The 20,735-nt window shown below is 70.6% G+C and carries 19 protein-coding genes; 9 read left to right on the plus strand and 10 right to left on the minus strand.

What is annotated here, in order from left to right:
- Positions 1 to 3: 3 nt before the first annotated feature.
- Together JOM49_RS37050 and JOM49_RS37055 are read right to left on the minus strand one after the other, a co-directional pair.
- Positions 4 to 450 (minus strand): roadblock/LC7 domain-containing protein, encoded by a 447-nt coding sequence (locus tag JOM49_RS37050; RefSeq protein WP_209668781.1) that lies wholly within the window; start codon positions 448 to 450, stop codon positions 4 to 6.
- On the minus strand, positions 447 to 4,343 hold the full coding sequence (locus JOM49_RS37055) for a sensor histidine kinase (RefSeq protein ID WP_209668782.1): 3,897 nt from the start codon (positions 4,341 to 4,343) through the stop codon (positions 447 to 449). Before JOM49_RS37055 ends, JOM49_RS37050 begins: the two co-directional genes overlap by 4 nt.
- Positions 4,344 to 5,179: 836 nt before the next feature.
- On the opposite strand from JOM49_RS37055, the gene JOM49_RS37060 reads away from it, so the two are divergent.
- Genes JOM49_RS37060 through JOM49_RS37080 form a run of 5 tightly spaced genes read left to right on the plus strand, consistent with a single transcriptional unit; the run spans position 5,180 to position 9,587 of the window.
- Positions 5,180 to 5,608, plus strand: a complete 429-nt coding sequence (locus tag JOM49_RS37060; protein WP_372444167.1) for a DUF485 domain-containing protein — start codon at positions 5,180 to 5,182, stop codon at positions 5,606 to 5,608.
- Positions 5,605 to 7,191 (plus strand): monocarboxylic acid transporter, encoded by a 1,587-nt coding sequence (locus JOM49_RS37065; protein WP_209668783.1) that lies wholly within the window; start codon positions 5,605 to 5,607, stop codon positions 7,189 to 7,191. The genes JOM49_RS37060 and JOM49_RS37065 overlap by 4 nt, the downstream gene beginning before the upstream one ends.
- A 15-nt stretch (positions 7,192 to 7,206) precedes the next feature.
- Entirely contained in the window at positions 7,207 to 8,352 is a 1,146-nt protein-coding gene (locus JOM49_RS37070) for a type III PLP-dependent enzyme (RefSeq protein ID WP_209668784.1), read from the plus strand.
- On the plus strand, positions 8,342 to 8,734 hold the full coding sequence (speD, locus tag JOM49_RS37075; RefSeq protein WP_209668785.1) for an adenosylmethionine decarboxylase: 393 nt from the start codon (positions 8,342 to 8,344) through the stop codon (positions 8,732 to 8,734). Before JOM49_RS37070 ends, speD begins: the two co-directional genes overlap by 11 nt.
- Before the next feature lies 1 nt (position 8,735).
- Positions 8,736 to 9,587: a spermidine synthase gene (locus JOM49_RS37080; protein ID WP_209668786.1), complete on the plus strand. Its 852-nt coding sequence runs from the start codon at positions 8,736 to 8,738 to the stop codon at positions 9,585 to 9,587.
- Here the strand turns inward: JOM49_RS37080 and JOM49_RS37085 are convergent.
- Entirely contained in the window at positions 9,573 to 10,109 is a 537-nt protein-coding gene (locus JOM49_RS37085) for a TetR/AcrR family transcriptional regulator (protein ID WP_209668787.1), read from the minus strand. The two genes, JOM49_RS37080 and JOM49_RS37085, sit on opposite strands and share 15 nt — an antisense overlap.
- 149 nt (positions 10,110 to 10,258) lie before the next feature.
- Between JOM49_RS37085 and JOM49_RS37090 the strand changes: the two genes are divergently transcribed.
- Entirely contained in the window at positions 10,259 to 11,689 is a 1,431-nt protein-coding gene (locus JOM49_RS37090; protein ID WP_308159003.1) for an MFS transporter, read from the plus strand.
- Here JOM49_RS37090 and JOM49_RS37095 read toward each other — a convergent pair.
- The 7 genes from JOM49_RS37095 to JOM49_RS37125 all read right to left on the minus strand — a co-directional run bounded on the left by JOM49_RS37095 (position 11,655) and on the right by JOM49_RS37125 (position 17,232).
- Positions 11,655 to 11,996: a DUF3817 domain-containing protein gene (locus JOM49_RS37095; RefSeq protein ID WP_209668788.1), complete on the minus strand. Its 342-nt coding sequence runs from the start codon at positions 11,994 to 11,996 to the stop codon at positions 11,655 to 11,657. The two genes, JOM49_RS37090 and JOM49_RS37095, sit on opposite strands and share 35 nt — an antisense overlap.
- Before the next feature lie 3 nt (positions 11,997 to 11,999).
- Positions 12,000 to 12,377, minus strand: coding sequence for a hypothetical protein (locus tag JOM49_RS37100; RefSeq protein WP_209668789.1), 378 nt, complete (start codon positions 12,375 to 12,377; stop codon positions 12,000 to 12,002).
- A gap of 379 nt (positions 12,378 to 12,756) precedes the next feature.
- Positions 12,757 to 13,584: a lytic transglycosylase domain-containing protein gene (locus JOM49_RS37105; RefSeq protein WP_245369601.1), complete on the minus strand. Its 828-nt coding sequence runs from the start codon at positions 13,582 to 13,584 to the stop codon at positions 12,757 to 12,759.
- 104 nt (positions 13,585 to 13,688) lie between these two features.
- Positions 13,689 to 14,174, minus strand: coding sequence for a helix-turn-helix transcriptional regulator (locus JOM49_RS37110; RefSeq protein WP_209668791.1), 486 nt, complete (start codon positions 14,172 to 14,174; stop codon positions 13,689 to 13,691).
- A 330-nt stretch (positions 14,175 to 14,504) separates the two neighbouring features.
- Positions 14,505 to 14,672 (minus strand): hypothetical protein, encoded by a 168-nt coding sequence (locus JOM49_RS37115; RefSeq protein ID WP_194240144.1) that lies wholly within the window; start codon positions 14,670 to 14,672, stop codon positions 14,505 to 14,507.
- 258 nt (positions 14,673 to 14,930) lie between these two features.
- Complete coding sequence (locus JOM49_RS37120; RefSeq protein WP_209668792.1) at positions 14,931 to 16,082, minus strand: CaiB/BaiF CoA transferase family protein; 1,152 nt, start codon at positions 16,080 to 16,082, stop codon at positions 14,931 to 14,933.
- Between the two features lies 1 nt (position 16,083).
- A complete protein-coding gene (locus JOM49_RS37125; protein ID WP_209668793.1) occupies positions 16,084 to 17,232 on the minus strand; it encodes an acyl-CoA dehydrogenase family protein in 1,149 nt (382 codons plus the stop codon).
- 106 nt (positions 17,233 to 17,338) lie between these two features.
- Here JOM49_RS37125 and JOM49_RS37130 point away from each other — a divergent pair, with 106 nt between their 5' ends.
- From JOM49_RS37130 to JOM49_RS37140, 3 genes are all read left to right on the plus strand, one after another.
- Complete coding sequence (locus tag JOM49_RS37130) at positions 17,339 to 17,941, plus strand: TetR/AcrR family transcriptional regulator (RefSeq protein ID WP_209668794.1); 603 nt, start codon at positions 17,339 to 17,341, stop codon at positions 17,939 to 17,941.
- A 93-nt stretch (positions 17,942 to 18,034) separates the two neighbouring features.
- Positions 18,035 to 18,961, plus strand: coding sequence for a hypothetical protein (locus JOM49_RS37135; RefSeq protein ID WP_209668795.1), 927 nt, complete (start codon positions 18,035 to 18,037; stop codon positions 18,959 to 18,961).
- A gap of 149 nt (positions 18,962 to 19,110) precedes the next feature.
- On the plus strand, positions 19,111 to 20,721 hold the full coding sequence (locus JOM49_RS37140) for a succinic semialdehyde dehydrogenase (protein WP_209668796.1): 1,611 nt from the start codon (positions 19,111 to 19,113) through the stop codon (positions 20,719 to 20,721).
- The last annotated feature ends 14 nt before the right edge of the window (positions 20,722 to 20,735 follow it).

Consider the following 20,735-nt stretch of genomic DNA (forward strand, 5'->3'; position numbering starts at 1 on the left):
TCATCATCCCACCGGTTCGCCGATCAGCGAACCGCCCGCTCCCTGCAACTGGGCGCGGAGCTCCGGGGTGAGGATCTGACCGACCCGGTCGACCAGCATGGTCATCTCGTAGGCGACCTGGCCGATGTCGCAGTTCGGCGCGGCGAGCACCGCGAGGCAGGAACCGTCGCTGATGGACATCAGCACCATGATGCCGAGTTCCATCTCCACCACGGTCTCGTTGACCGCGCCCGCCTCGAAGCAGCGCGCCGCGCCCTGGGTCAGGCTGACCAGGCCGGAGGCCACGGCGGCGAGCTGGTCGGCCCGGTCCAGCGGCAGCCGGTTCGACGCGGTCAGCAGCAGTCCGTCGGCCGAGACCACCACGGCGTGCGCGACCCCGGGGACCCGCTCGGCGAAGTCGTTGACCAGCCAGCCGAACTGGTTGGGCTGGCCCGAACTAGGGGAAGTCATTCACCCTCCACTTTCTCTGTTTTCCCGTCCGCGGCGGCCTGAGCGTTGTGGTGCCGCCCGCGGCGGACGCCCTGCTGGAAACTGCTCAACCGGCCGCGCACATCATGCGGGTCACGGCCCGGCCGCGGTGCGGCGGCCGGGGTAGCGGGTGCGGCGCTGCCGGGCACCAGGTGCTCACCACGCCGCCGGCGGGGCAGTCCCGCCGCGGTGAAACTGGAGGGCGTCGCCTCGGCGACCGCCTGCGCGGCCTGCCACCCCTCGTCGGTGCCGAAGCCCCGGTACTCCTCGGTGGCCGCGTCGGCGAACAAGTCGGCGGCCCTGGTGTCCACTCCGGACCGCGCGGCCTTCGGCTTGCGCATGGGCAGCGCGGTGGCGGACTTGGCGGGCTGGACGTTCTCCTCGGCCGTCACCGGCTTCGCCGCGGCCTCGGCCTTCAACGCCTTCAGGATCTGGGCGGCTTCCTGCGCCCTCGTCGCCTGGGCGAGCTCGTCGGTCCCACTGGACTTCGGGACGCGCCTGGCCGGCGCGGGCTTCGGCCGGGGAACTCCTTCGTCCGGCTTCGCGGGCTGGGCGGACGGCGTCGGGCGCTTCGCCCTCGTCGTCTTGGCGGGCTGAGCCTCCTCGGCCTCCGCTGGCTCGGGGGCCAAGGCCTGCGACTTCGGGGCCTCCCGGGCCGCCTCGGCCTTCTCGCTCTCCGCAGCCTTGTCCGCCGCTGCGGTCTTTCCGGTCGCTGTGGCCTGTGCGTCCGACGCGGCCTCCTCCGTGGAGGCAGGCTTCTCGGTCACCGCGGACTTCTCGGTGGCCACGGACTTCTCGGTGGCCACGGTCTTCCTGGTCGCCGCAGACTCGCCGGTCGCCGCAGCGTTCTCGGTCGCCGCAGACTCGCCGGTTACCGCGGGCTTCTCGGCCGCCCTGGGAGTGGCGGGCGTGGCAGCCTTCCCGAACACCGCGGGCTTGTCGGTGGCCGCGGGAGTGGCGGAGCTGTCGGGAGTGGCGGGCTTCGCCGGGGTGGGGCGGGTGGGGTCCGGGGCGGGTGCCGGGCCGAGGGGGACCTGGGCGATGGCGGGCACCTCGCTCGTGTCCGCCAGCTTCCCGGTCTCCTTCCGGCCACGGGTCACGCCCTGCTGGAAGCTGTTCAGCCGCCCGCGCACGTTCGCCGGGTCGCGTACCGGCAGGTCGGTGCCCTTGGCGACCGGCGCCGGGCTGGACGCGGCGGCACTGCCGGGCAGCAGCTTCTCCCCGCGACGGCGCCGGGGCAGGCCGGCCGCGGTGAAGCTCGACGGCTCCGTCTTGGCCGCCGCTTCGACGGCCCGCCAGCTCTCGTCCGACGGGAAGTTCCAGTCCGGCCCGGCCTCGGTTTCCGCGCGGGGTTCGGGCTTGGCTTCGGCCGGGGTCGCCTCCGCGTCGGCTTCCGGTTCGCTCTTGCGGAACCACGCCGAGAGCATCGCGTCGAAGATCGGCGTGTTCTCCGACTCCTCCGGCTCCGGCGCCGGCCGCGGTTCCGGCGGCACCGCCGCGGCCCACCAGTCGCTGAGCACGCCGCTGCTGCTGCCGGTGTCCGAACTGGACACGAACAGCGCCTTGCCGCTCGGCAGCGTGGCTTCGATCTCGCTTTCCGGGGGCTTCGGCTTCGAGGTCAGCGGCGCGGCTTCCGGCTCGGGCCGCGGCTCCGGCTCGGCCGCCGGTTCCTCGTGCGGGGTGACCGGGCTGAACAACGCGGTACCGGAGATCTCCGCCGACGATGCCTGCGGCACCTCTTCCCCGCTCAGCCGCCGTTCCAGCGCACTGCCCTGGGCGGGCGCGGGCACCGGCAGGACGCCGGACCGGCTGACGCCGTTGGGCTTCCGGCGCGGCAGCGCACCGGCCGACGGGGTGGTGACCGGACTGGCCGCGGGCGCGGGCCGCGGTTCCAGGCGCGGGCGCGTACCGGTGCCCGGCACCGCCTCCATCACCAGTTCCGAAGGGACGGTCACCGTCGCGCGGACGCCGACGATGTCACGGCCACCGTGCAGCAGCACGCCGATGCCGTGCCGCCCGGCCAGCCTGCCGACCACGAACAGGCCCATCCGGCGCGAGGTCGCCAGATCGATCGAACCGGCCTCGGTCAGCCGCGCGTTGGCTTCGGCGACCTCGGCCTCGTTCATCCCGATGCCCTTGTCCAGGATGTCCACCGAGAGCACGCGGTCCTCCGACAACCGGGTCGCCACGGTCACCTGGGTTTCCGGCGCGGAGAACGCGGTGGCGTTGTCGAGGAGTTCGGCGATCAGGCGCATCAGGTCGCTCGCGGCGTACCCGACCACCCTGGCCGGTGGCGGCGGCTGCACGACCACCCGCTGGTACTGCTCGATCTCCGAGACCGCCGCGCGCAGCATGTCCGTTGTGGACACCGGCTGCCCGGAACGCCGCGCCGGTTCGGCACCGGAGAGCACCATCAGGTTCTCGTTGTTGCGGCGCATGCGGGTGGCGAGGTGGTCGAGCTGGAACAGCGTGGCGAGCTGGTCGGCGTCCTCCTCGTCGCGTTCGAGCCGCTCGATCAGCTGGAGCTGGCGCTGCACCAGGCTCTGGCTGCGCCGGGACAGGTTGACGAACACGCTGCTGTAGCCGGTCCGCATCGCCGCCTGCTCGACCGCGAGCCGCAGCGCCTGGCTGTGCACCGCGTCGAACGCGCGGGCCACCTCGCCCACCTCGTCCTTCACCGTCACCGGAACGGGTTGCACGTCGGTGCTCTGCGGGCGGCCGTCCTGGATGTTCTCCACCGCCGCGGGCAGCTGCCGCTCGGCGATGTCCAGCGCGCTGGCCCGCAGCACCCGCAGCGAACGCAGCAGCTGCCGGGTGATCAGGAAGACCACGGCCGCGGCCAGCACCAGCGCGCCGAACAGCAGCACGGTGAGCACCCCGGCGCCGGTGCTGGCCTTGTCCGCCAGGTTCGCCGAAACCGTCCCGAGCTGACCGCCGATCCGGGCGCTGACCTCGGAAAGCCGGGCGCCGACCGCGGTCGAGCTGTCGGTCCACTGCTGCGCGGAGGTCTCGCGCAGCGCTTCCTCCGGCGACCGGCCCTGGTCGCCGAGCGCGGTCCGGACCAGCGTGTCGCGGGTTTCGAAGCTAGGCCCCGCGACCGTGGTGTCGAAGTCCTGGCGCTGGTCCTGCGAGGCGGCGGCGCGGAAGTCGGCGAGCCGGTCGGCGAGGCGCACCTCGGTGGTGCGCAACAGGTTCAGCTCGGCGGGCGAGAGCGTGCGGCGGGCGATGCCGTAGCTCACCAGCGCCTGCGCCAGCGACACCTCCTCCTTGGCCACCATCAGGTCGTGCAGGGCGGTCGGCGTGCCGCCGATGGCGTCGTCGCTGACGCCCGCGGTGAGCGCGGTGTCCAGCTTGAGCAGGCCGGTGGCGACGGCGGTGTACTCGGTGATCGCCTGCGCGGGCTCGAGCCCGCCGGAGTCCACCTGCTCACGGATCTGACGCAGCCGCGAGAGCTGGTCGTCGGCTTCCCTGGCCGGGCTGACCACACCCGGGTCGAGCGCGGTCGCCCGCTCGATCGCCGAGTCCAGGCCGGGCAGCGAGCCGTCGGTGCGCGTGCGGAGGTCGTCGAGTTCCGGCGAGTCCTGTGCCGTGGTCTGCACCAGGAGCTCGGCGGTGCGCACCCGCTCGGCCTGCAGGCTTTCCAGCGTCGTCCGGATCTCCCCGCCGAGTGAGACCAGCCGGTCCATCCGCTGGTAGCTGCTGGAACGCTCGACCTGGCTGCCGATGGTCAGCACCCCGAGCACGATCGCGAGGAGGATCGGCACCAGCGTCACCGCGCCGAGCTTGACCGGCAGGTTCCAGTCGCGCCAGCGGGCCAGCGAGCGCCACCTCGGCGGCCGCCGGGGCGGCCTGCCGAGCAGCTTTCCAACAGGCACTTGGCCTTCTCCTGCACCGGTCACGAAAGTGACTCCCTGTTCGCCATCGTCGAGCACGTCGATCCACCACCGGCGTGCGGCCACCGGCTTCGCTCAAGCGCTGCGGCTCGTGCATCGCCCCGGGCGGATGCACGGCACGACGCAACATGCCATCTGCACGTGCACGGGGACAACAGCAGCACCCAATCGATCACAAAAGTCAGCGTGGTGCCGGAATCGTACACCAATAGTGTGATTGTTCGATCGGCTCAGCAAACACGTACTGACCTGCAAAAATGGTGATCGGGACGACTCGGCGGCCGAAGCGGTCGCACCCGGACGGGCGGCGGCGCCAATTCCGGTTACGCACCCGCGCCTTTCCCCGAACGACATGTCACCCACATAGCCCATCACCCGCGGTCACCACCGCCGAACTCATACCTACCGTGCCACTGGGACCGGACTTGAGCTGCAATTTATCCCCGAAGATGTGGTGTTGACCCTGGTTCAACGGAAGTCGGGAGCTTCTTTCCAGCCGCTGTCGCAAATGGAGAATCATTCCCGGCGGCGCGGCGGGTGCCACCGCGTCCGAGGTACACACAACCACGGTCACCTGTGGTGATCCAGCCGGGTGACACTAATCCGGAACAGTGCGCGGATGCCGCAGCTCAGCCGGAAAATGGGGACGTTCCGTCACCGGCTGGCTCACTAAATCGTGTGACGGGGGCCATTCTTTTGCGCTTTCCCGGGGCGGCAAAGATCATTTCTCACACTCACTCGATTCAGCGCGGTCGCCTTACGGACGTAAATTCCGCGTGGCTACGATGACCGCCGCCCCCGCTCGTGTAGGAGGAACGATGCCGGAGCTCCCCGACGAGCCCCACCCCAGTCACCGCCCAGGCGCCCCGGACGACACCGGCCAGCTCCCGATCATGTTCGGCGGCCCCGGCCCCTCGCTGCTGCGCGGCACGCAGGCCGCCCCGGCGGGCCCGGACTACGAGGCCATCCAGCGCAGCCCCGAGTTCACCGGCCTGCGTTCGCGGCTGCGCCGGTTCATCTTCCCGATGAGCCTGCTGTTCTTCGCCTGGTACCTGGTGTTCGTGCTGCTCGCGGCCTACGCCCACGGGTTCATGAGCACCCGCGTCTTCGGCGAGGTCAACGTGGCGATGCTGCTCGGCCTCGCCCAGTTCGCCTCCACCGTGCTGATCACCGGCGCCTACCTGCGCTTCGCCAACCGGCGGCTGGACCCGCGGGTGGCCGCGCTCCGGCGGAGCCTCGGCCGGTGACCGCTCCCGCCGCCCCGGCCGGTGAGAGCGACCCGGTGGTCAACATCGTGGTCTTCGCGCTCTTCGTCGCCATCACCCTGTACGTGGTCTACCGCGCCAGCAGCCGCACGTCGTCCACTTCGGACTACTACGCCGCGGGCAGCGCCTTCACCGGACGGCAGAACGGCATCGCTCTTTCGGGTGATTTCCTGTCCGCTGCCTCGTTCCTCGGCATCGCCGGGGCCATCGCCATCCACGGCTACGACGGCTTCCTCTACTCGATCGGGTTCCTCGTCGCCTGGTTGGTGGATCTGTTGCTGATCGCCGAACTGCTGCGCAACACCGGCCGCTTCACCCTGGGCGACGTGCTCAGCTTCCGGATGCGCCAGCGCCCGGTGCGGGCCGCCGCGGCCACCTCCACACTGGTGATCTCGCTGTTCTACATGCTCGCGCAGATGGCGGGCGCCGGCGGGCTGATCGCGCTGCTGCTCGACATCGACAGCGGGTTCGGCCAGGCGCTGGTGATCGGCGTCGTCGGCGTGGTGATGGTGCTCTACGTGCTGGTCGGCGGCATGAAGGGCACCACGTGGGTGCAGATCATCAAGGCCGCGGTGCTGATCCTGACCGTCGCGCTGATGACGGTGTTCCTGTTCGGCAAGTTCGGCTTCAGCTTCTCGGACCTGCTGGACTCGGCCGCGGCCAACAGCCCGATGGGCGACCGGCTGCTCGAACCGGGCGGGCTCTACGGCGCCACCGGCACCAGCAAGCTCGACTTCGTCTCGCTGTCGGTCGCGCTGATCCTCGGCGCGGCCGCGCTGCCCCACGTGCTGATGCGCTTCTACACCGTGCCCAACTCGAAGGAAGCCCGCCGCTCGGTGGTCTGGGCGACCGCCTGCATGCTCGTCTTCTACCTCTGCACGCTGGTGCTCGGCTTCGGCGCGGCGGCGCTGGTCGACGCGGACGAGATCCTCGGCTCCCCCGGCGGCGAGAACTCGGCGGCCCCGCTGCTGGCCCTGCACATCGGCGGCACGCTGCTGCTCGGCGTGGTGGCCGCGGTGGCGTTCGCCACCATCCTGGCCGTGGTCGCCGGGCTGACCATCACCGCGTCGGCCTCGTTCGCGCACGACGTCTACGCGAACATCTTCAAGCGGGGCAAGGCCGAGCCCGCCCAGGAGGTACGGGTGGCGCGGCTCACCGCGGTGGTGGTCGGCGCGCTGGCCATCGCGGGCGGCATCCTGGCCAACGGGCAGAACGTGGCCTTCCTGGTCGCGCTGGCCTTCGCGGTGGCGGCCTCGGCGAACCTGTCCACCCTGCTGTACTCGCTGTTCTGGAAGCGGTTCAACACCACCGGCACGCTGTGGGCCATCTACGGCGGGCTGGGCGCCTGCCTGGTGCTCGTGGTGTTCTCGCCGGTGGTCTCCGGCGCGCCGGACTCGCTGTTCCCGCAGGCGGACTTCAGCTGGTTCCCGCTGAGGAACCCGGGCCTGGTGTCCATCCCGTTCTCCTTCCTCTGCGGGTTCGCCGGCGCACTGCTCGGGAGCAAGCCCGATCCGCGCAAGCAGGCCGAGATGGAGGTCCGCTCGCTCACCGGCATCGGTAGCTGACCTACCCTCGATCGGGTGAGCACTGATCGAATCCGCGAGTTCCTGGCGCGCGCGGACCCGCCGACGCCCTGCCTGGTGGTCGACGTCGACGTGGTGCGGGCCCGGTGCCGCGAGCTGTCGGGCGCGTTCGAGGGTGTCGCGCTGTACTACGCGGTCAAGGCGAATCCGGAGCCCGCCGTGGTGCGGGCGCTGGTCGAGGCCGGGTCGCGGTTCGACGTGGCGAGCCCGGCGGAGATCGAGCTGTGCCTGGCGTGTGGCGCGCGGCCGGAGTCGCTGTCCTACGGCAACACGATCAAGAAGCCCGCCGACATCGCCGGCGCCTACGCCGCCGGGGTGCGGGACTACGTCTTCGACGCCGAGGAAGACCTCGAGAACCTCGCCCGCCACGCGCCCGGCTCGTCGGTGTCGGTACGGCTCCTGGTGGACGGCCCGGCCTCGGTCACCCCGTTCGGCCGGAAGTTCGGCTGCGAGCCCGAGCTGGCGCTCGTCCTGCTCAAACGCGCCGCCGACCTGGGCCTCGACGCCGCCGGGGTGGCCTTCCACGTGGGTTCGCAGCAGCTGGACCCGCTCGCCTGGGACGCCGGGATCGCGGCCGCGGCGAAGATCGCCGCCGAGGTCCCCGTACGCCGGCTCAACCTCGGTGGCGGCCTCGGCACCACCTATCGCGAGAGCGCGCCGGACGTGGCCGAGTACGCGGCCGCCATCTCCGGCTCGCTGCGGCGCCACTTCCCGGCCGGCGTGCCGGAGCTGCTGATGGAACCGGGGCGGGCGCTGGTGGCCACCGCCGGACTCCTCCGCACCGAAGTGGTGCTGACCGCCCGCAAGTCCACTGTGGATCCCCTGCGCTGGGTCTACCTCGACGTGGGCCGGTACAACGGGCTCGCCGAGACCGAGAACGAGGCCATCGCGTACCGGCTGGAGCCGGTCGGCGAGCACACGGGCGAAACCGGGCCGGTGATCCTGGCGGGACCGACCTGCGACGGTGACGACGTGCTCTACCAGCGCACCCCGTACCGGCTGCCGTTGTCCCTGCGCGGTGGTGACCGGCTGGACATCCTCGACGCCGGTGCGTACACCGCGAGCTACTCCTCGGTGGCCTTCAACGGGATCCCGCCGCTGCGCACGTATTGTCTCGGAACGGGGGTGGACGATGACGGCTGAAGTGGGCCTGTTCGCGGGCAGGCACGTCCTGGCCGAACTGCACGAGGTGGAGCCGGCGCTGCTGGACGACGCGGCGTTCCTGCGGACCACGCTGCGCGAGGTGATGGAGTCGGCCGGCGCGACCGTGGTCGGGCTGCAGGACCACCGGTTCGAACCGCAGGGGGTGACCGTGCTGGCGATGCTCGCCGAATCGCACGCCTCCGTGCACACCTACCCGGAGCTCGGCGCGATGTTCGTCGACGTGTTCACCTGCGGGGAGCGCGCCGATCCGGAACTGGCCGTGCGGTTGCTCGCCGAAGCGCTGGGCACGCGGTCGGTCATCTCGTCCACTGTCGACCGCGGGCACCGCGTGGTGCTGCCGCACAACAACATCGGGAGCTGAAGTGCCCAACATCGCCGAACCGGTGGGCGCCGGGCTGACCAGGGTGTGGGAACTGGACGAGGTGCTGCTCGACACCCGCACCGCCTACCAGCACCTGGTGATCGCGCGGACCGCGCAGGGCGTCTCGCTGTTCTGCGACGACGAACGGCAAAGCACCGAGGCCAGCCAGCTCGTCTACCACGAAGCGCTGATGGTGCCGCCGCTGCTGCTCGCCGACGGCCGTGAGCGGGTGCTCGTGGTCGGTTCCAGCGAGGGCGTCGCCACGCAGATCGCGGTGGCGGCCGGTGCCTTCGTGGACCACGTGGACATCGACACCGAGGCTGTCCGGGCCTGCGCCACGCACCTGCCCTACGGCTACTCCCCCGCCGAACTCACCGCGGCCGAGAGCGGGACGGACACCGAGCGGGTGTGGTACCAGGACGGCTGGTCCTTCCTCGCTGAGACCGAGAACCGCTACGACGTGGTGGTGATCGACCTGCCGGACGAGAACACCGACCCGGACGCGCAGCACAATCGCCTGTACAGCACGGATTTCCTGCGTCAGTGCGCGCGAGTGCTGGCGCCCGGCGGAGTCGTGTGCTGCCAGGCGGGCTGTCCGACGCTCTGGCGCAACGAAACCCTGCTGGCGCTGTACCGCCGGTTCACCGAGGTCTTCGGCACCACCGTCTACTTCGGATCGGACGAGCACGAGTGGGCGTTCCTGTCCGGGCGCGCCGAGGTGCTGCCCGAGCCGGTGGCGACGATGACCGCACGACTGGAAAACCTGGCCTACCGTCCGTCCTCACTGGACGAAGAAACCCTGCGCGGCGGCACCGTGCCGCCCTACTCGGTGCGCCACTCAGGCCGGTCGTAGGCCGCTGACCAGGATTTCCAGCAGGCGCTCGGCTTCCTCCGGGGTCGCGCGCTCGGTGGCCACGCACAGCCCGTGTCCGAGGCGCAGCAGGTCGAGCTTGGTGACCTCCGGGCGGACGTGGTCACCCGCCGCGGAGAGCACCCCGTCGGCGACGTCGTGCAGGATCAGGTGCGCCCACGAAAACACCTCGCAGTCCCGGTCCAGTGACGCCTTGAGCGCCACCACCAGGCCCTTCTTGCGGTTGAGGAACCGGACCTGCTCGGTCAGCCAGAGCGGGACCACCTCGGCGGGCGCCGCCTCCGCTGAGATCTTGCGCCCGTACTGGGCCAGCGCCTCGATCTCCCCGCGGTAGACCGCTTCGAGCAGCGCGTCGCGGTTCGGGAAGTGCCGGTACAGCGTCCCGGCGCCGACCTCGGCCCGCTTGACCACCTCGTCGAGCGGCACCTCGGTGCCCTTCTCCGCGAAGAGCTCCCGCGCGACGGCGACGATCCGCTCGTAGTTGCGGCGTGCGTCGGCCCGCATCGGCGACCTCCTCGTCAGCAGTAACCGGATAGTTTCTCCGGTTAGGCTTGCGCAAGCGGAGACTCTCTCCCTATGCTAACCGCAGGCTAACCGGACAATCTCTCCGCTTAGTTCTTCTGGGGTTCCCGCATCTTCTTGGAGACAACTTCGTGTCCACTCCCACGCTCGTCCCACCGGCGGTCACCCGGCCCGGCCTCGCGCTGGCCACCGTGCTGACCGCCCAGCTCATGCTCATCCTCGACGTCACCGTGATGAACGTGGCGCTGCCCGGCATCCAGGCCGAACTCGGCTTCTCCCCGACCGGCCTGTCCTGGGTGATCACCGCCTACAGCCTGGTCTTCGGCGGGTTGCTGCTGCTCGGTGGCCGGGCGGGCGACCTGTTCGGCAGGCGGCGGCTGTTCCTGTCCGGCGTCGCCGTGTTCACCGCCGCGTCCCTGCTCGGCGGCCTCGCCGATTCGGCGTTCTGGCTGGTCGCGGCCCGCGTGCTGCAGGGCGTCGGCGCCGCGGCCGCCGGGCCGAGCACGCTCGCGCTGATCACCACCACGTTCACCGAACCGGCCGCCCGCACCAGGGCGCTGGCGTTGTTCACCAGCGTGGCCAGCGGCGGGTTCGCGCTCGGCCTGCTGGTCGGCGGGCTGCTCACCGACTGGTTCTCGTGGCGCGCCGCGCTCTACATCAACGTGCCGGTCGGCATCGCGGTGTGCCTGCTCGCCGCGCGGTTCGTCATCGAACCACCCCGCAACCGCGCCCGCCTCGACCTGCCCGGCGCGCTGCTGGCCACGCTCGGCATCGGGGCGCTGGTCTACGGCTTCAACCACGCCGCGTCCGACGGCTGGGCCAGTGCCGTCACCGTGCTCAGCCTGGCCGGTGGCGTCGTGCTGCTGGGCGCGTTCGTGCTGGTCGAACTGCGGACGAAGCAGCCGCTGATGCCGTTGGCCCTGTTCGGTGACCGCGATCGCGCGGCGGCCTACCTGAACTTCTTCTTCGGGCCGATGGCGATGATGTCGATGTTCTACTTCCTCACCCAGTTCATGCAGGAGCTGAGCGGGTTCGGGCCACTGGCCACCGGGTTCGCCTTCCTGCCGATGGCGGGCGCGGTGTTCGGGCTGAGCCGGTTCGTGCCGCGGCTGCTGCCGAGGTTCGGGCCGAAGGCGATGGCGGTGACCGGCTGCCTGCTGATGATCGCCGGGCTCGCCTGGCTGACCCGGCTGACGCCGGACACCGCCTACTTCCCCGGCCTGTTCGGGCCGCTGCTGCTGATGGGGCTGGGCGCGGGCACCGCGTTCACCCCGCTCAACGTGATCATCATGGCGAGCGTGCGACCGCAGGACGCGGGTGCGGCGGGCGGGGTGCTGCAGACGATGCAGCAACTCGGTTCGACCGTGGGGCTGGCCGTGCTGGTCACCGTGTTCGGCGTGGTTTCGCGCGACACCACCGGTGACCCGGCCGAGGTGCTGACGGCCGGGATGACCGCGGCCTTCACCGCCGCGGCGATCATCGCCACCGGCACGCTGCTGGTCGCGCTGACCTTCCGGCGGAAGGCGGTTACAGCTTCTCGCCCGCCTGCGTCTTCGCGGTGACCTTGCGCTCGACGAGGAAGGAGACGAACGGGACGCAGCCCGCGAGCAGCACGCCGACGACCGCCTTCCACGACCAGCGGGCCTTGATGGCCAGGTCGATGGTGAGCGCGGCGTAGACCATGAAGACGACGCCGTGGATCGGCGAGTAGACCGCCGACGGGCCGGGGTTGTCGAAGACGTAGCGCCAGATCATCACCACGACCAGGCCGAGCAGGCCGACGCCGGTGACGTAGGCGGCCACGCGGAACCGGGTCAGCGGCCCGCGCAGGTTCGCGGCGCGCTCGGTGTGGTCTTCGGTGCTCACCATCTGCTACTTCCTGCTTTCTTCGTCGCGTGCCGCCAGTTCGGCGAGGTACGCGTTGTACGCCGCCAGCTCGGCGTCCTCGGGGTCGGCCGGCTGTTCCCTCGACACGCGGGGCTCGGGCAGCCGGACCGGCTTCGCCGGTTCTTGCGGTTCCTGCGGGGGCGCGGCTTCGGCTCGGAGGCGGAGCTGGCGGATGCGCCAGAACATGAAGGCGGGGAACAGCCCGAACAACGGCCACTGCAGCACGTAACCCAGGTTCTGGAAGGTGCCGTTCGCCGAGGAGAACTTCTCCCACTGCCACCAGGCCAGCCCGCAGCAGAGCACCAGGCTCAGCAGGCACACCCCGGCGATCGCCAGACGCCGGGCGACGGGAGACGTGGCCATGCTCCGACGCTAGCACTCCCCACCAGGTGACCCACCGCACACCCGATATGCCCGATTCCCCGAGATGTCACGAATGTGGCTTTCGAGACGTCCTACGCCCCGAAAGCCACATTCGTGACACCGGACCCACCCACCCCAACCGTCCGAACGTAGAACTCGCCTACCCCAACGTGCGGTTCGGCTGCCCGAGTGTGGGACTCGCGTGCCTGAGTGTGGGGTTCGGCTTCCTGAACGTGCGGTTCGGGTGCGTGAGTGTGGGGTTCGGGTGGGGGTGAGTTCTACGTTCAGGTAGGCGAGTCACACACTCAGGTAGCCGAACCTCACGTTCAGGAAGCCGAGTTCTACGTTGGGGAAGGCGAACTTCACGTTCGCGGTGGGGTCAGCCGGTGGTGAGGGTGCGGGCGGACTTGGCGAAGCCGTCCGCGAGGCCGAAGACCTTCTGCGCGTATTCGATCGAGTTGTTGTACGACATGATCCCGGCCCACCAGCCCTGCGCCGCGGACATGTCGCGCGAGCCGGCGCACAGGTAGCGGGCGGCGGCCAGTGCGGCGTCGTCGATCTGCTGCGGGTCGCCGACCCCGTCGCCGTTGCCGTCGGAGTTGTACTTCGCCCAGGTGCTCGGGATGAACTGCATGGGGCCGACCGCGCGGTCGTGCGTGGAGTCGCCGTCGAAGCGGCCGCCATCGGTGTCGCCGATGGCTTTGACGCCCGGCGAACCGTCCAGCGGCACCCCGATGATCGGCTTCGACGGCAGGCCGTCGGCACCGAGCGCGGCGCCGCCGTACTGGCCGTGGTTCGACTCGATCCGGCCGATGCCCGCCAGCGTGGCCCACGAGAGCTTGCAGCCGGGCAGTTCCGCCCGCGCCGCGAGTTCGGCGTTGCCGTAGGCCTGCAGCGCCCGAGCGGGGATGCCCATCACCGGCGCGGCCCGCTCGGACCAGCCGGCCAGCAGGTCCCGGCCGGACCGCTGCTGCGGCTGTCCCTGCTGCTGCGCCCCGCCGACCGAAGCGCCCACCGGCGCGAGCGTGCCCGGTTCGACCGGGGCGGCTTGCACCTGCAGCGCGGGGATCTCGGTGGTGATCGGACCGGCCTCGGGCACGCTGGCCTTGGCGACCACCCACACCCCGGCACCGGCCACCGCGAGCACCGCGGTCACGATTCCCGCTCGCCCGGCGACGGCCGTCGCCCTGGCCCGGACCTTGGTCAACTCGCGAACCCCTCCACCCACACCGACTTCGTCAGGACAACGACTCGGCGCAGGCTAGCGTTACGCGCCCGGAGAAGAGGACGCGCCTCGCCAGGTGGGACGGCTCAGCCGGCGTCGCGGCGCTGCCGGGCGAGCCGGGCCACGCACCACGCGGGTGCGCTGCCGCGGCGCAGGTGCTGCAGCACGGTCATCGGGCCGAGCCGCTTGCCCAGGTCGGCCGGGGTGAGCCCGGCCGCGCGGTAGTCGAGGGCGCGCTGGTCGAGCGGGCTGAGCCCGGCGTCCCACCACTTCTCGGCTTCGGCCACCGGCCCGATCATCTGCCACCAGCCCGCGGCGGCGCTGAGCAGGTCGACCGGTACCTCCGGCAGCCGGTCGCGCATGGCTTCCACGTAACCGGGGTCGGCCGCCTCCAAGGGCGCCCAGCCGGTCGAGCCGGTGCGGGCCCGCTGCCCGGGAATACCCGGCGGGGCCTGCGGCATGTCGGCGAGCCACGCCGACGCGATCCGGTCCGCTTCGCGGTCCTCGGCGCTCTGCTCACGCTCCGCGGCCCACTGCTGGATCAACGCGTCAACTCCGGGATCCCCGGTCATCCCTGCCTCCTTACTCATGTGCCGCGTTGGGTTCAGCCCGAGTCGAACAGAAAGGACTTTGTTCGAAACGAGGAACCGGACGCGGAACCATGAGAACCAGACGATCACGCAATGTGAGCACCGTAGGGGGACCGAGCCCGCTTCCGCCAGTGTTTGCCGCGGATGAATCGGTCTACCAGTGCATTGAACGTCGATATCCACCCGGATGGTCGAGCGATCCGCCCGAATTCTGGGAATGGTGACTATGCGTGATTCCGGGCTATCCGGACACAGCACGGACCGGCCCGGCGGGCGCACCCGCGGGGCCGGCCGATGTGGACGGTGCCGGGATCAGGCGAACAGGCTCTTCACGAAGGTCACGATGGCTTCGGCACCGTCACGCAGCCAGCCGAGCGCGGTCTGCACCGCTTCCGCCGACTGCGTGGGCTGGGTGATCAGCAGGAAGAGCACGAGCGCGACGACGCCGACGAGCAGAATCTTCTTGATTTGCGGCGACATGGCTCCATCCTGATGTGCCCGGCGGCCACGCGCTCAGCGTCGCCGTACTCGAAAACCATCCAGGACCGTCATCCTGCACCCGCGCACCCGTTTCGAACAGGCTTTCACGCCAATGCGCACACTCGTTCACGCCGGGTAGGTGACGATCTCCTACTCAGTGTAGAAGTCCGGCACCCCTTTACCCGGTCGGACACGCCCGGTACTCGATCGTGAACCGAGTTGACCGAGCGTGTCCCGCCTACCCTCCGTTACCGCACGTTAACTAATGGCTCCCGCACTCCGAAGAGTGCTCACGTCGTCTTCAGTCATGCCGAACTCAGCCAATACCTCGGCCGTATCGGCACCCTGGGCGTGCGGCGCCTCCGGAGTTCCGGGCGGCGTCCGATCGAACCGCGGCGCCGGGGCCGGCTGCACCACGCCCCCGATCTCCACGAACGTGCCCCGCGCCTGGTTGTGCGGGTGCTCGGCGGCTTCCCACGGCGAGAGCACCGGCGTGAGGCACGCGTCGGTGCCTTCGGCCTTGGCCACCAGCTCGTCCCGAGTGTGCTTGCCGATCGCCTCGGCGAGGATCTTGCGCAGCCGCGGCCATTCGTTCTTGTCGATGTGCACCGGCAGCTCCGCCGGGTCGAGCCCGAGCACCTTGACCAGATCCGCCCAGAAGCGCATCTCGATCGCGCCGACCGCGACGTACTTCCCGTCGGCCGTCTCGTAGGTGTCGTAGAACGGGGCACCGCCGTCGAGCATGTTCTCGCCGCGTTCGCCCGGCCACACCCCCGCCGCCCGCAGGCCGTGCAGGTGCGTGGTGAGCAGCGCCGCGCCGTCCACCATCGAGGCGTCGACCACCTGACCGCGTCCCGAGGACGTGCGCTCGTACAACGCCGCGAGCACGCCCATCGCCAGCAGCAGGCCACCGCCGCCGAAGTCGCCGACCAGGTTCAGCGGCGGCACCGGCCGCTCCCCCGCCCGGCCGACCGGCTCCAGCGCACCGGCCAGGCCGATGTAGTTGATGTCGTGCCCGGCGGCAGGCGCCATCGGGCCGTCCTGGCCCCAGCCGGTCATCCGGCCGTAGACCAGCCGCGGGTTGCGGGCGTGGACCTGCTCCGGCCCCAGCCCCATCCGCTCGGCCACGCCCGGCCGGAAGCCCTCGATCAGCACGTCGGCCTGTTCGGCCAGTTTGAGCACCAGTTCCACGCCCTCGGGCGTCTTGGTGTTCACGCCGATCGTGCGCCTGCCGCGCATCAGCGGGTCGTACGCGAAGCCGAGCACGTCCTCGCCCGGCTTCGCGCGGTCCACGCGGATCACGTCGGCGCCGAGGTCGGCCAGGATCGTGCAGGCGAACGGCGCGGGCGCGAGCCCGGCCAGTTCGAGCACCTTGAGCCCGGCGAGCGGGCCGGTCTTGGAGTGCGGCATGTCAGAGCGTCCTCGAGATGATTTCCTTCATGATCTCGCTGGTCCCGCCGAAGATCCGGGAGATCCGGATGTCCGCCCAGGCCCGCGCGATCGGGTACTCGGTCATGTAGCCGTAGCCGCCGAAGAGCTGCAGGCAGTCGTCGACCACCTTGTTCACCCGCTCGGTGGTCCACAGCTTCGCCATCGCCGCGCCCTGCACGTCCAGCTCGCCCTTGAGGTGGCGTTCGATGCACTGGTCGAGGAAGGCCCGCGAGACCGCGGCCTCGGTGGCCGCTTCGGCGAGCTTGAACTTGGTGTTCTGGAAGTTGTAGACCGGCCTGCCGAAGGCGGTGCGGTCCTTGGTGTAGGCGATGGTCTGGTCGATCGCCGCCTCCATGCCGGCCACCGCGGTCACCGCGATGATCAGCCGCTCCTGCGGCAGCTGCTGCATCAGCTGGATGAAGCCCTGGCCCTCCTCACCGAGCAGGTTCGCCGCGGGCACCCGCACGTCGTCGAAGAACAGCTCGGCGGTGTCCTGGCCCTTGAGCCCCACCTTGTCCAGCACCCGGCCGCGCCGGAAGCCCGGCGTGTCGGTCTCCACCGCGATCAGCGAGACGCCCTGCGCGCCCGCCTCCGGGTCCGTCTTGCAGGCGACCACCACCAGATCGGCGTGGTAGCCGTTGGTGATGAAGGTCTTGGCGCCGTTGAGCACGTACTCGTCGCCGTCGCGCACCGCGCGGGTCTTGATGCTCTGCAGGTCGGAGCCGGTGCCTGGCTCGGTCATCGCGACCGCGCCGACGAACTCACCGGAGGCGAACTTCGGCAGCCACTCGCGCCTGCGCTCCTCGTTCGCGTAGTGCAGGAGGTAGTGCGCGACGATGCCGTTGTGCACCGTGACGCCCCAGGCCCCGTCCCCGGCCCTGGCCTGCTCCTCGTAGAGCACGGCTTCGTGGGCGAAGTTCCCGCCACCGCCGCCGTACTCCTCGGGGATCGACAGGGCGAGCAGGCCGACCTCACCGGCCTTGGTCCACAGCTCGCGGTCGACCTTCTTCTCCGCCATCCAGCGTTCCTGGTGCGGCACCAGCTCCTTCTGGCAGAAGGTGCGCGCGAGGTCGCGGAAGTCCTCGAGATCGGGGTTGCTCCATGAGCTCTTCTGAATCTGCAGTGGCACGGCTGGCCCTCCGGACTGGAAAACATGCCAATCGGAATGTAAGTTCTGCTCGGAATGTACATCTGGAGCCCATGGCGGGTAAAGCCCACCGGAACGGGGTTTCGCTGTGACCGGCACAACACACCGCACCCAGGCGGAGCGGCGGGCGCACACCCGGACCGCCCTGCTCGACGCGACCATCGACTGCCTGGTGGAACTCGGGTACGCCCGCACCTCGGTGCAGGAGATCTGTGCCCGCGCCCGGGTGTCGAAAGGGGCCGTGCAGCACCACTTCTCGGCCAAGGCGGAGCTGATGGCCGCCGCGGTCGAACACCTGACGAACCGGCTGAAGTCGGAACTGGCGGCCTCGCTGGAGCGGCTGCCCTCGGGCGCGGACGGCATCCCCGCCGCGATCGACCTGCTCTGGGAGGGCTACTCCGGCACGCTGGCCACCGCCGTCACCGAGCTGTGGGTGGCCGCACGCACCGATGACGAACTGCGTGCCGCGATCCGCCCGGTCGACCGGGCGCTGGGCCGGTCCACCCTCGAACAGATCACCGCGGTGGCCGGTGAACTGCCGAAAGAACGCGCCGAGGTGCTGTTCTGGCTGACCGTGAACCTGACCCGCGGCCTGGCCCTCGACGCCGAACTGGGCGGCGACCCCAAGCGGCGCAAGCAGTTGCTCGACGAGTGGAAGCGCATCGCGGTGGTCCTGTACGGGCACGGTTAGGTCTCGAAGGTCGCGGTTCGGCTACGAACCGGGGTGTTTCCCGCGATGGTCAGAACGTCCCCATGACGGGCTGTGCATCGACAGGAGTTCTCGATGACCGTAGGCGCGACCCCGCCGCCGCCCCAGCCGCCGGCGATGCCGTCGCAGCAGTTCCAGCCCTACCACCAGCCACCACCCCCACCGCAGCGCCCGGGGGTGCACGGGTTCTCCGTGGCGGCCGCCCTGCTCGCGCTGGTGGCGGCCGGGCTGCTGATCTTCGGCAGTTTCCTGCCGTACACCGAATACCTGGTGGTCAACGACGGTGAGCAGAGCTTCTCCCAGCAGACCACGGGCTGGGAGTGGATCATGGAGCAGCGGTCCTCCGACGGCCCGTCCTTCCAGGAGACCGTGGGCGCGCACCCACCGCGGTTCGGCATCGCGCTGACGGTGGCCGCGGCGGTCCTGCTCATCGGCGCGTTCGTCACCGGCGCCGCGGCGGGCAAGCGGACCAGCACCGGTGTGCGCTCGATGTCGCGGCTGCTGCTCAGCACCTCGACCGTGGGCGCGGTGGTCGCCGTCTGGATGGTCGCGCTGACCGCTTCGAGCCTGCAGAGCATGGCCACGATGAGCGAAGACGATTCGAGCTTCTCCTCGTCCTTCCGCACGGTCTACAACCTCGGTACGGGGTTGTGGGTGCTGGTCTGCGGAGCCGGGGTCGCCTTGCTCGGGTTGGTCGTCGCGTGGCTGCCCAATCCGAACGCGCGGGCGGTGGGAGCGCCGAACCCGGGCGTGCAGATGTACCTGGAGCCGAACACGCCGCCCGGCTACCCGCCGCCCCACCAGCAGTATCAAGCGCCGCCGCCCCCGCCGGTCGCGCCTTCGTCGCCCGAGCCGTACATCTCGCCGTTCACCCAGGTCGCCACGACCGAGTCGATCACGGCGCAGCAGCCCGAGCCGGAGAAGGCCGAAACCACCACCGGCGAGACCGCGAAGGAAGAGGCGCCGGAGGAACCGGCCAAGGACGAGGAACCGCGGAAGTAGGTCCCCTCGCTGCCATGAACGGTCCGCGTGGACCGTTCATGGCACCCGCCCTCAGGGTAACGTGAGCAGGTTTCGCATTCCATGGCTCGTTCACCTACCGCCGGTATGCTGTACTGGCCGGTAACCTCGCTATCCGAACGGAGCCGCTCATGACCAGCACCACCCCCGCGCACACAGGCCAGCAGTCTTCCCGGCCGAGCACGGTGGGCGGCGTGGTCGGCGCGCCCTCGGCCGCACGTGCCGCCCAGCTCGTCCGCCGGGCCACCGGCGGCGCCGACAACGCCCCCGTCGAGATCACCTCGCCGTTCACCGGCCTGATCACCGCGGAACTCCCTCAGGCGACCGACGCCGAGGCCCGCGCCGCCTTCGCCGCGGCGAGGAACGCCCAGCGCGCCTGGGCTGCGGTGCCGGTGACCGAACGGCAGCGCATCCTCATCCGCCTGCACGACCTCCTGCTCGAGCGCCAGGACGAAGCGCTCGACCTGGTCCAGGTCGAGGCGGGCAAGGCCAGGATGGACGCCTTCGACGAGGTCAGCGGCTCCGCGCTGGTCGCCGCCTACTACGGCAAGCACAGCGCGCGCATCCTCGCCCCGCGTCGCGCCGCCGGGGTGATCCCGGTGCTGACCAAGGCGGGTGAGCTCCGCCACCCCAAGGGCGTCATCGGCGTGATCACCCCGTGGAACTACCCGCTCGCGCTGACCGCGATGGACGTGCTGCCCGCGCTGGTGGCGGGCAACGCGGTGGTGCAGAAGCCGGACAACCAGACCGCGCTTTCCGCGCTGTGGCTGCACGAACTGGCCGAAGAGGCCGGGCTGCCCGCCGGGATCTGGCAGATCGTGCTCGGCCGCGGCTCGGCCATCGGCGACGCGCTGGCCGAGGAGTCCGACTACCTCTGCTTCACCGGGTCCACGCCGACCGGCAAGCGGCTCGCCGAGCAGGTCGCCGGCCGGCTCACCGGGTACTCGCTCGAACTCGGCGGCAAGAACCCGATGATCGTGCTGCCGGACGCGAACCCGGCCAAGGCCGCGGCGGGCGCGGTCACCGCCTGCTTCTCCTCGGCCGGTCAGCTGTGCGTCTCGGTCGAGCGGATCTACGTCCACGAAAGCATCCGCGAGGAGTTCACCAAGGCCTTCGTGGCGAAGACGGAGGCGCTGCGGCTCAGCGCGAAGCTCGACCACTCCGCCGACATGGGTTCGCTGACCTCGGAAAGCCAGCTGGCGAACGTGTCCGCCCACGTGGACGACGCGCGGGCGAACGGCGCCACCGTGCTCACCGGCGGGCACCCGCGACCGGAGGTCGGCCCGCTGTTCTACGCGCCGACCGTGCTCACCGACGTCACCCCGGCGGCGAAGCTGTTCGCCGAGGAGACCTTCGGGCCGGTGGTCTCGATCTACGGCTACACCGAGATCGACGACGCGGTGGACCGGGCGAACGACACCGTCTACGGCCTCAACGCCAGCGTCTGGTGCCGCGACACCCGTGCCGGGGCGGCGGTCGCCGCGCGGCTGAAGGCGGGCACGGTCAACGTGAACGAGGGCTACGCGGCCACGTTCGGCAGCGTCGGCGTGCCGATGGGCGGGATGAAGGAGTCCGGGTTCGGCCGCCGCAACGGTGCCGAAGGGCTGCTGAAGTACACCGAGGCGCAGTCGATCGCGGTGCAGCGCGGGCTGAAGCTGCGGCCGTTCCGCGGGATGCCGCCGAAGGTGTGGGTGAAGAGCATGACCTCGAGCATGAAAGCCTTGCGGCGCCTGCCCCGCTGAGCCGTTCCGGAGGA

Origin of the sequence: Amycolatopsis magusensis (genome assembly GCF_017875555.1) — a bacterium.
Classification (GTDB): Bacteria; Actinomycetota; Actinomycetes; order Mycobacteriales; family Pseudonocardiaceae; genus Amycolatopsis; species Amycolatopsis magusensis.

Coding starts and splice junctions, on each gene's coding strand:
- JOM49_RS37050 (WP_209668781.1), bottom strand. CDS start 450: ATGACTTCCCCTAGTTCGGGCCAGCCCAACCAGTTCGGCTGGCTGGTC.
- JOM49_RS37060 (WP_372444167.1), top strand. CDS start 5,180: ATGCCGGAGCTCCCCGACGAGCCCCACCCCAGTCACCGCCCAGGCGCC.
- speD (WP_209668785.1), top strand. CDS start 8,342: ATGACGGCTGAAGTGGGCCTGTTCGCGGGCAGGCACGTCCTGGCCGAA.
- JOM49_RS37085 (WP_209668787.1), bottom strand. CDS start 10,109: ATGCGGGCCGACGCACGCCGCAACTACGAGCGGATCGTCGCCGTCGCG.
- JOM49_RS37095 (WP_209668788.1), bottom strand. CDS start 11,996: ATGGTGAGCACCGAAGACCACACCGAGCGCGCCGCGAACCTGCGCGGG.
- JOM49_RS37100 (WP_209668789.1), bottom strand. CDS start 12,377: ATGGCCACGTCTCCCGTCGCCCGGCGTCTGGCGATCGCCGGGGTGTGC.
- JOM49_RS37110 (WP_209668791.1), bottom strand. CDS start 14,174: ATGACCGGGGATCCCGGAGTTGACGCGTTGATCCAGCAGTGGGCCGCG.
- JOM49_RS37115 (WP_194240144.1), bottom strand. CDS start 14,672: ATGTCGCCGCAAATCAAGAAGATTCTGCTCGTCGGCGTCGTCGCGCTC.
- JOM49_RS37120 (WP_209668792.1), bottom strand. CDS start 16,082: ATGCCGCACTCCAAGACCGGCCCGCTCGCCGGGCTCAAGGTGCTCGAA.
- JOM49_RS37135 (WP_209668795.1), top strand. CDS start 18,035: ATGACCGTAGGCGCGACCCCGCCGCCGCCCCAGCCGCCGGCGATGCCG.
- JOM49_RS37140 (WP_209668796.1), top strand. CDS start 19,111: ATGACCAGCACCACCCCCGCGCACACAGGCCAGCAGTCTTCCCGGCCG.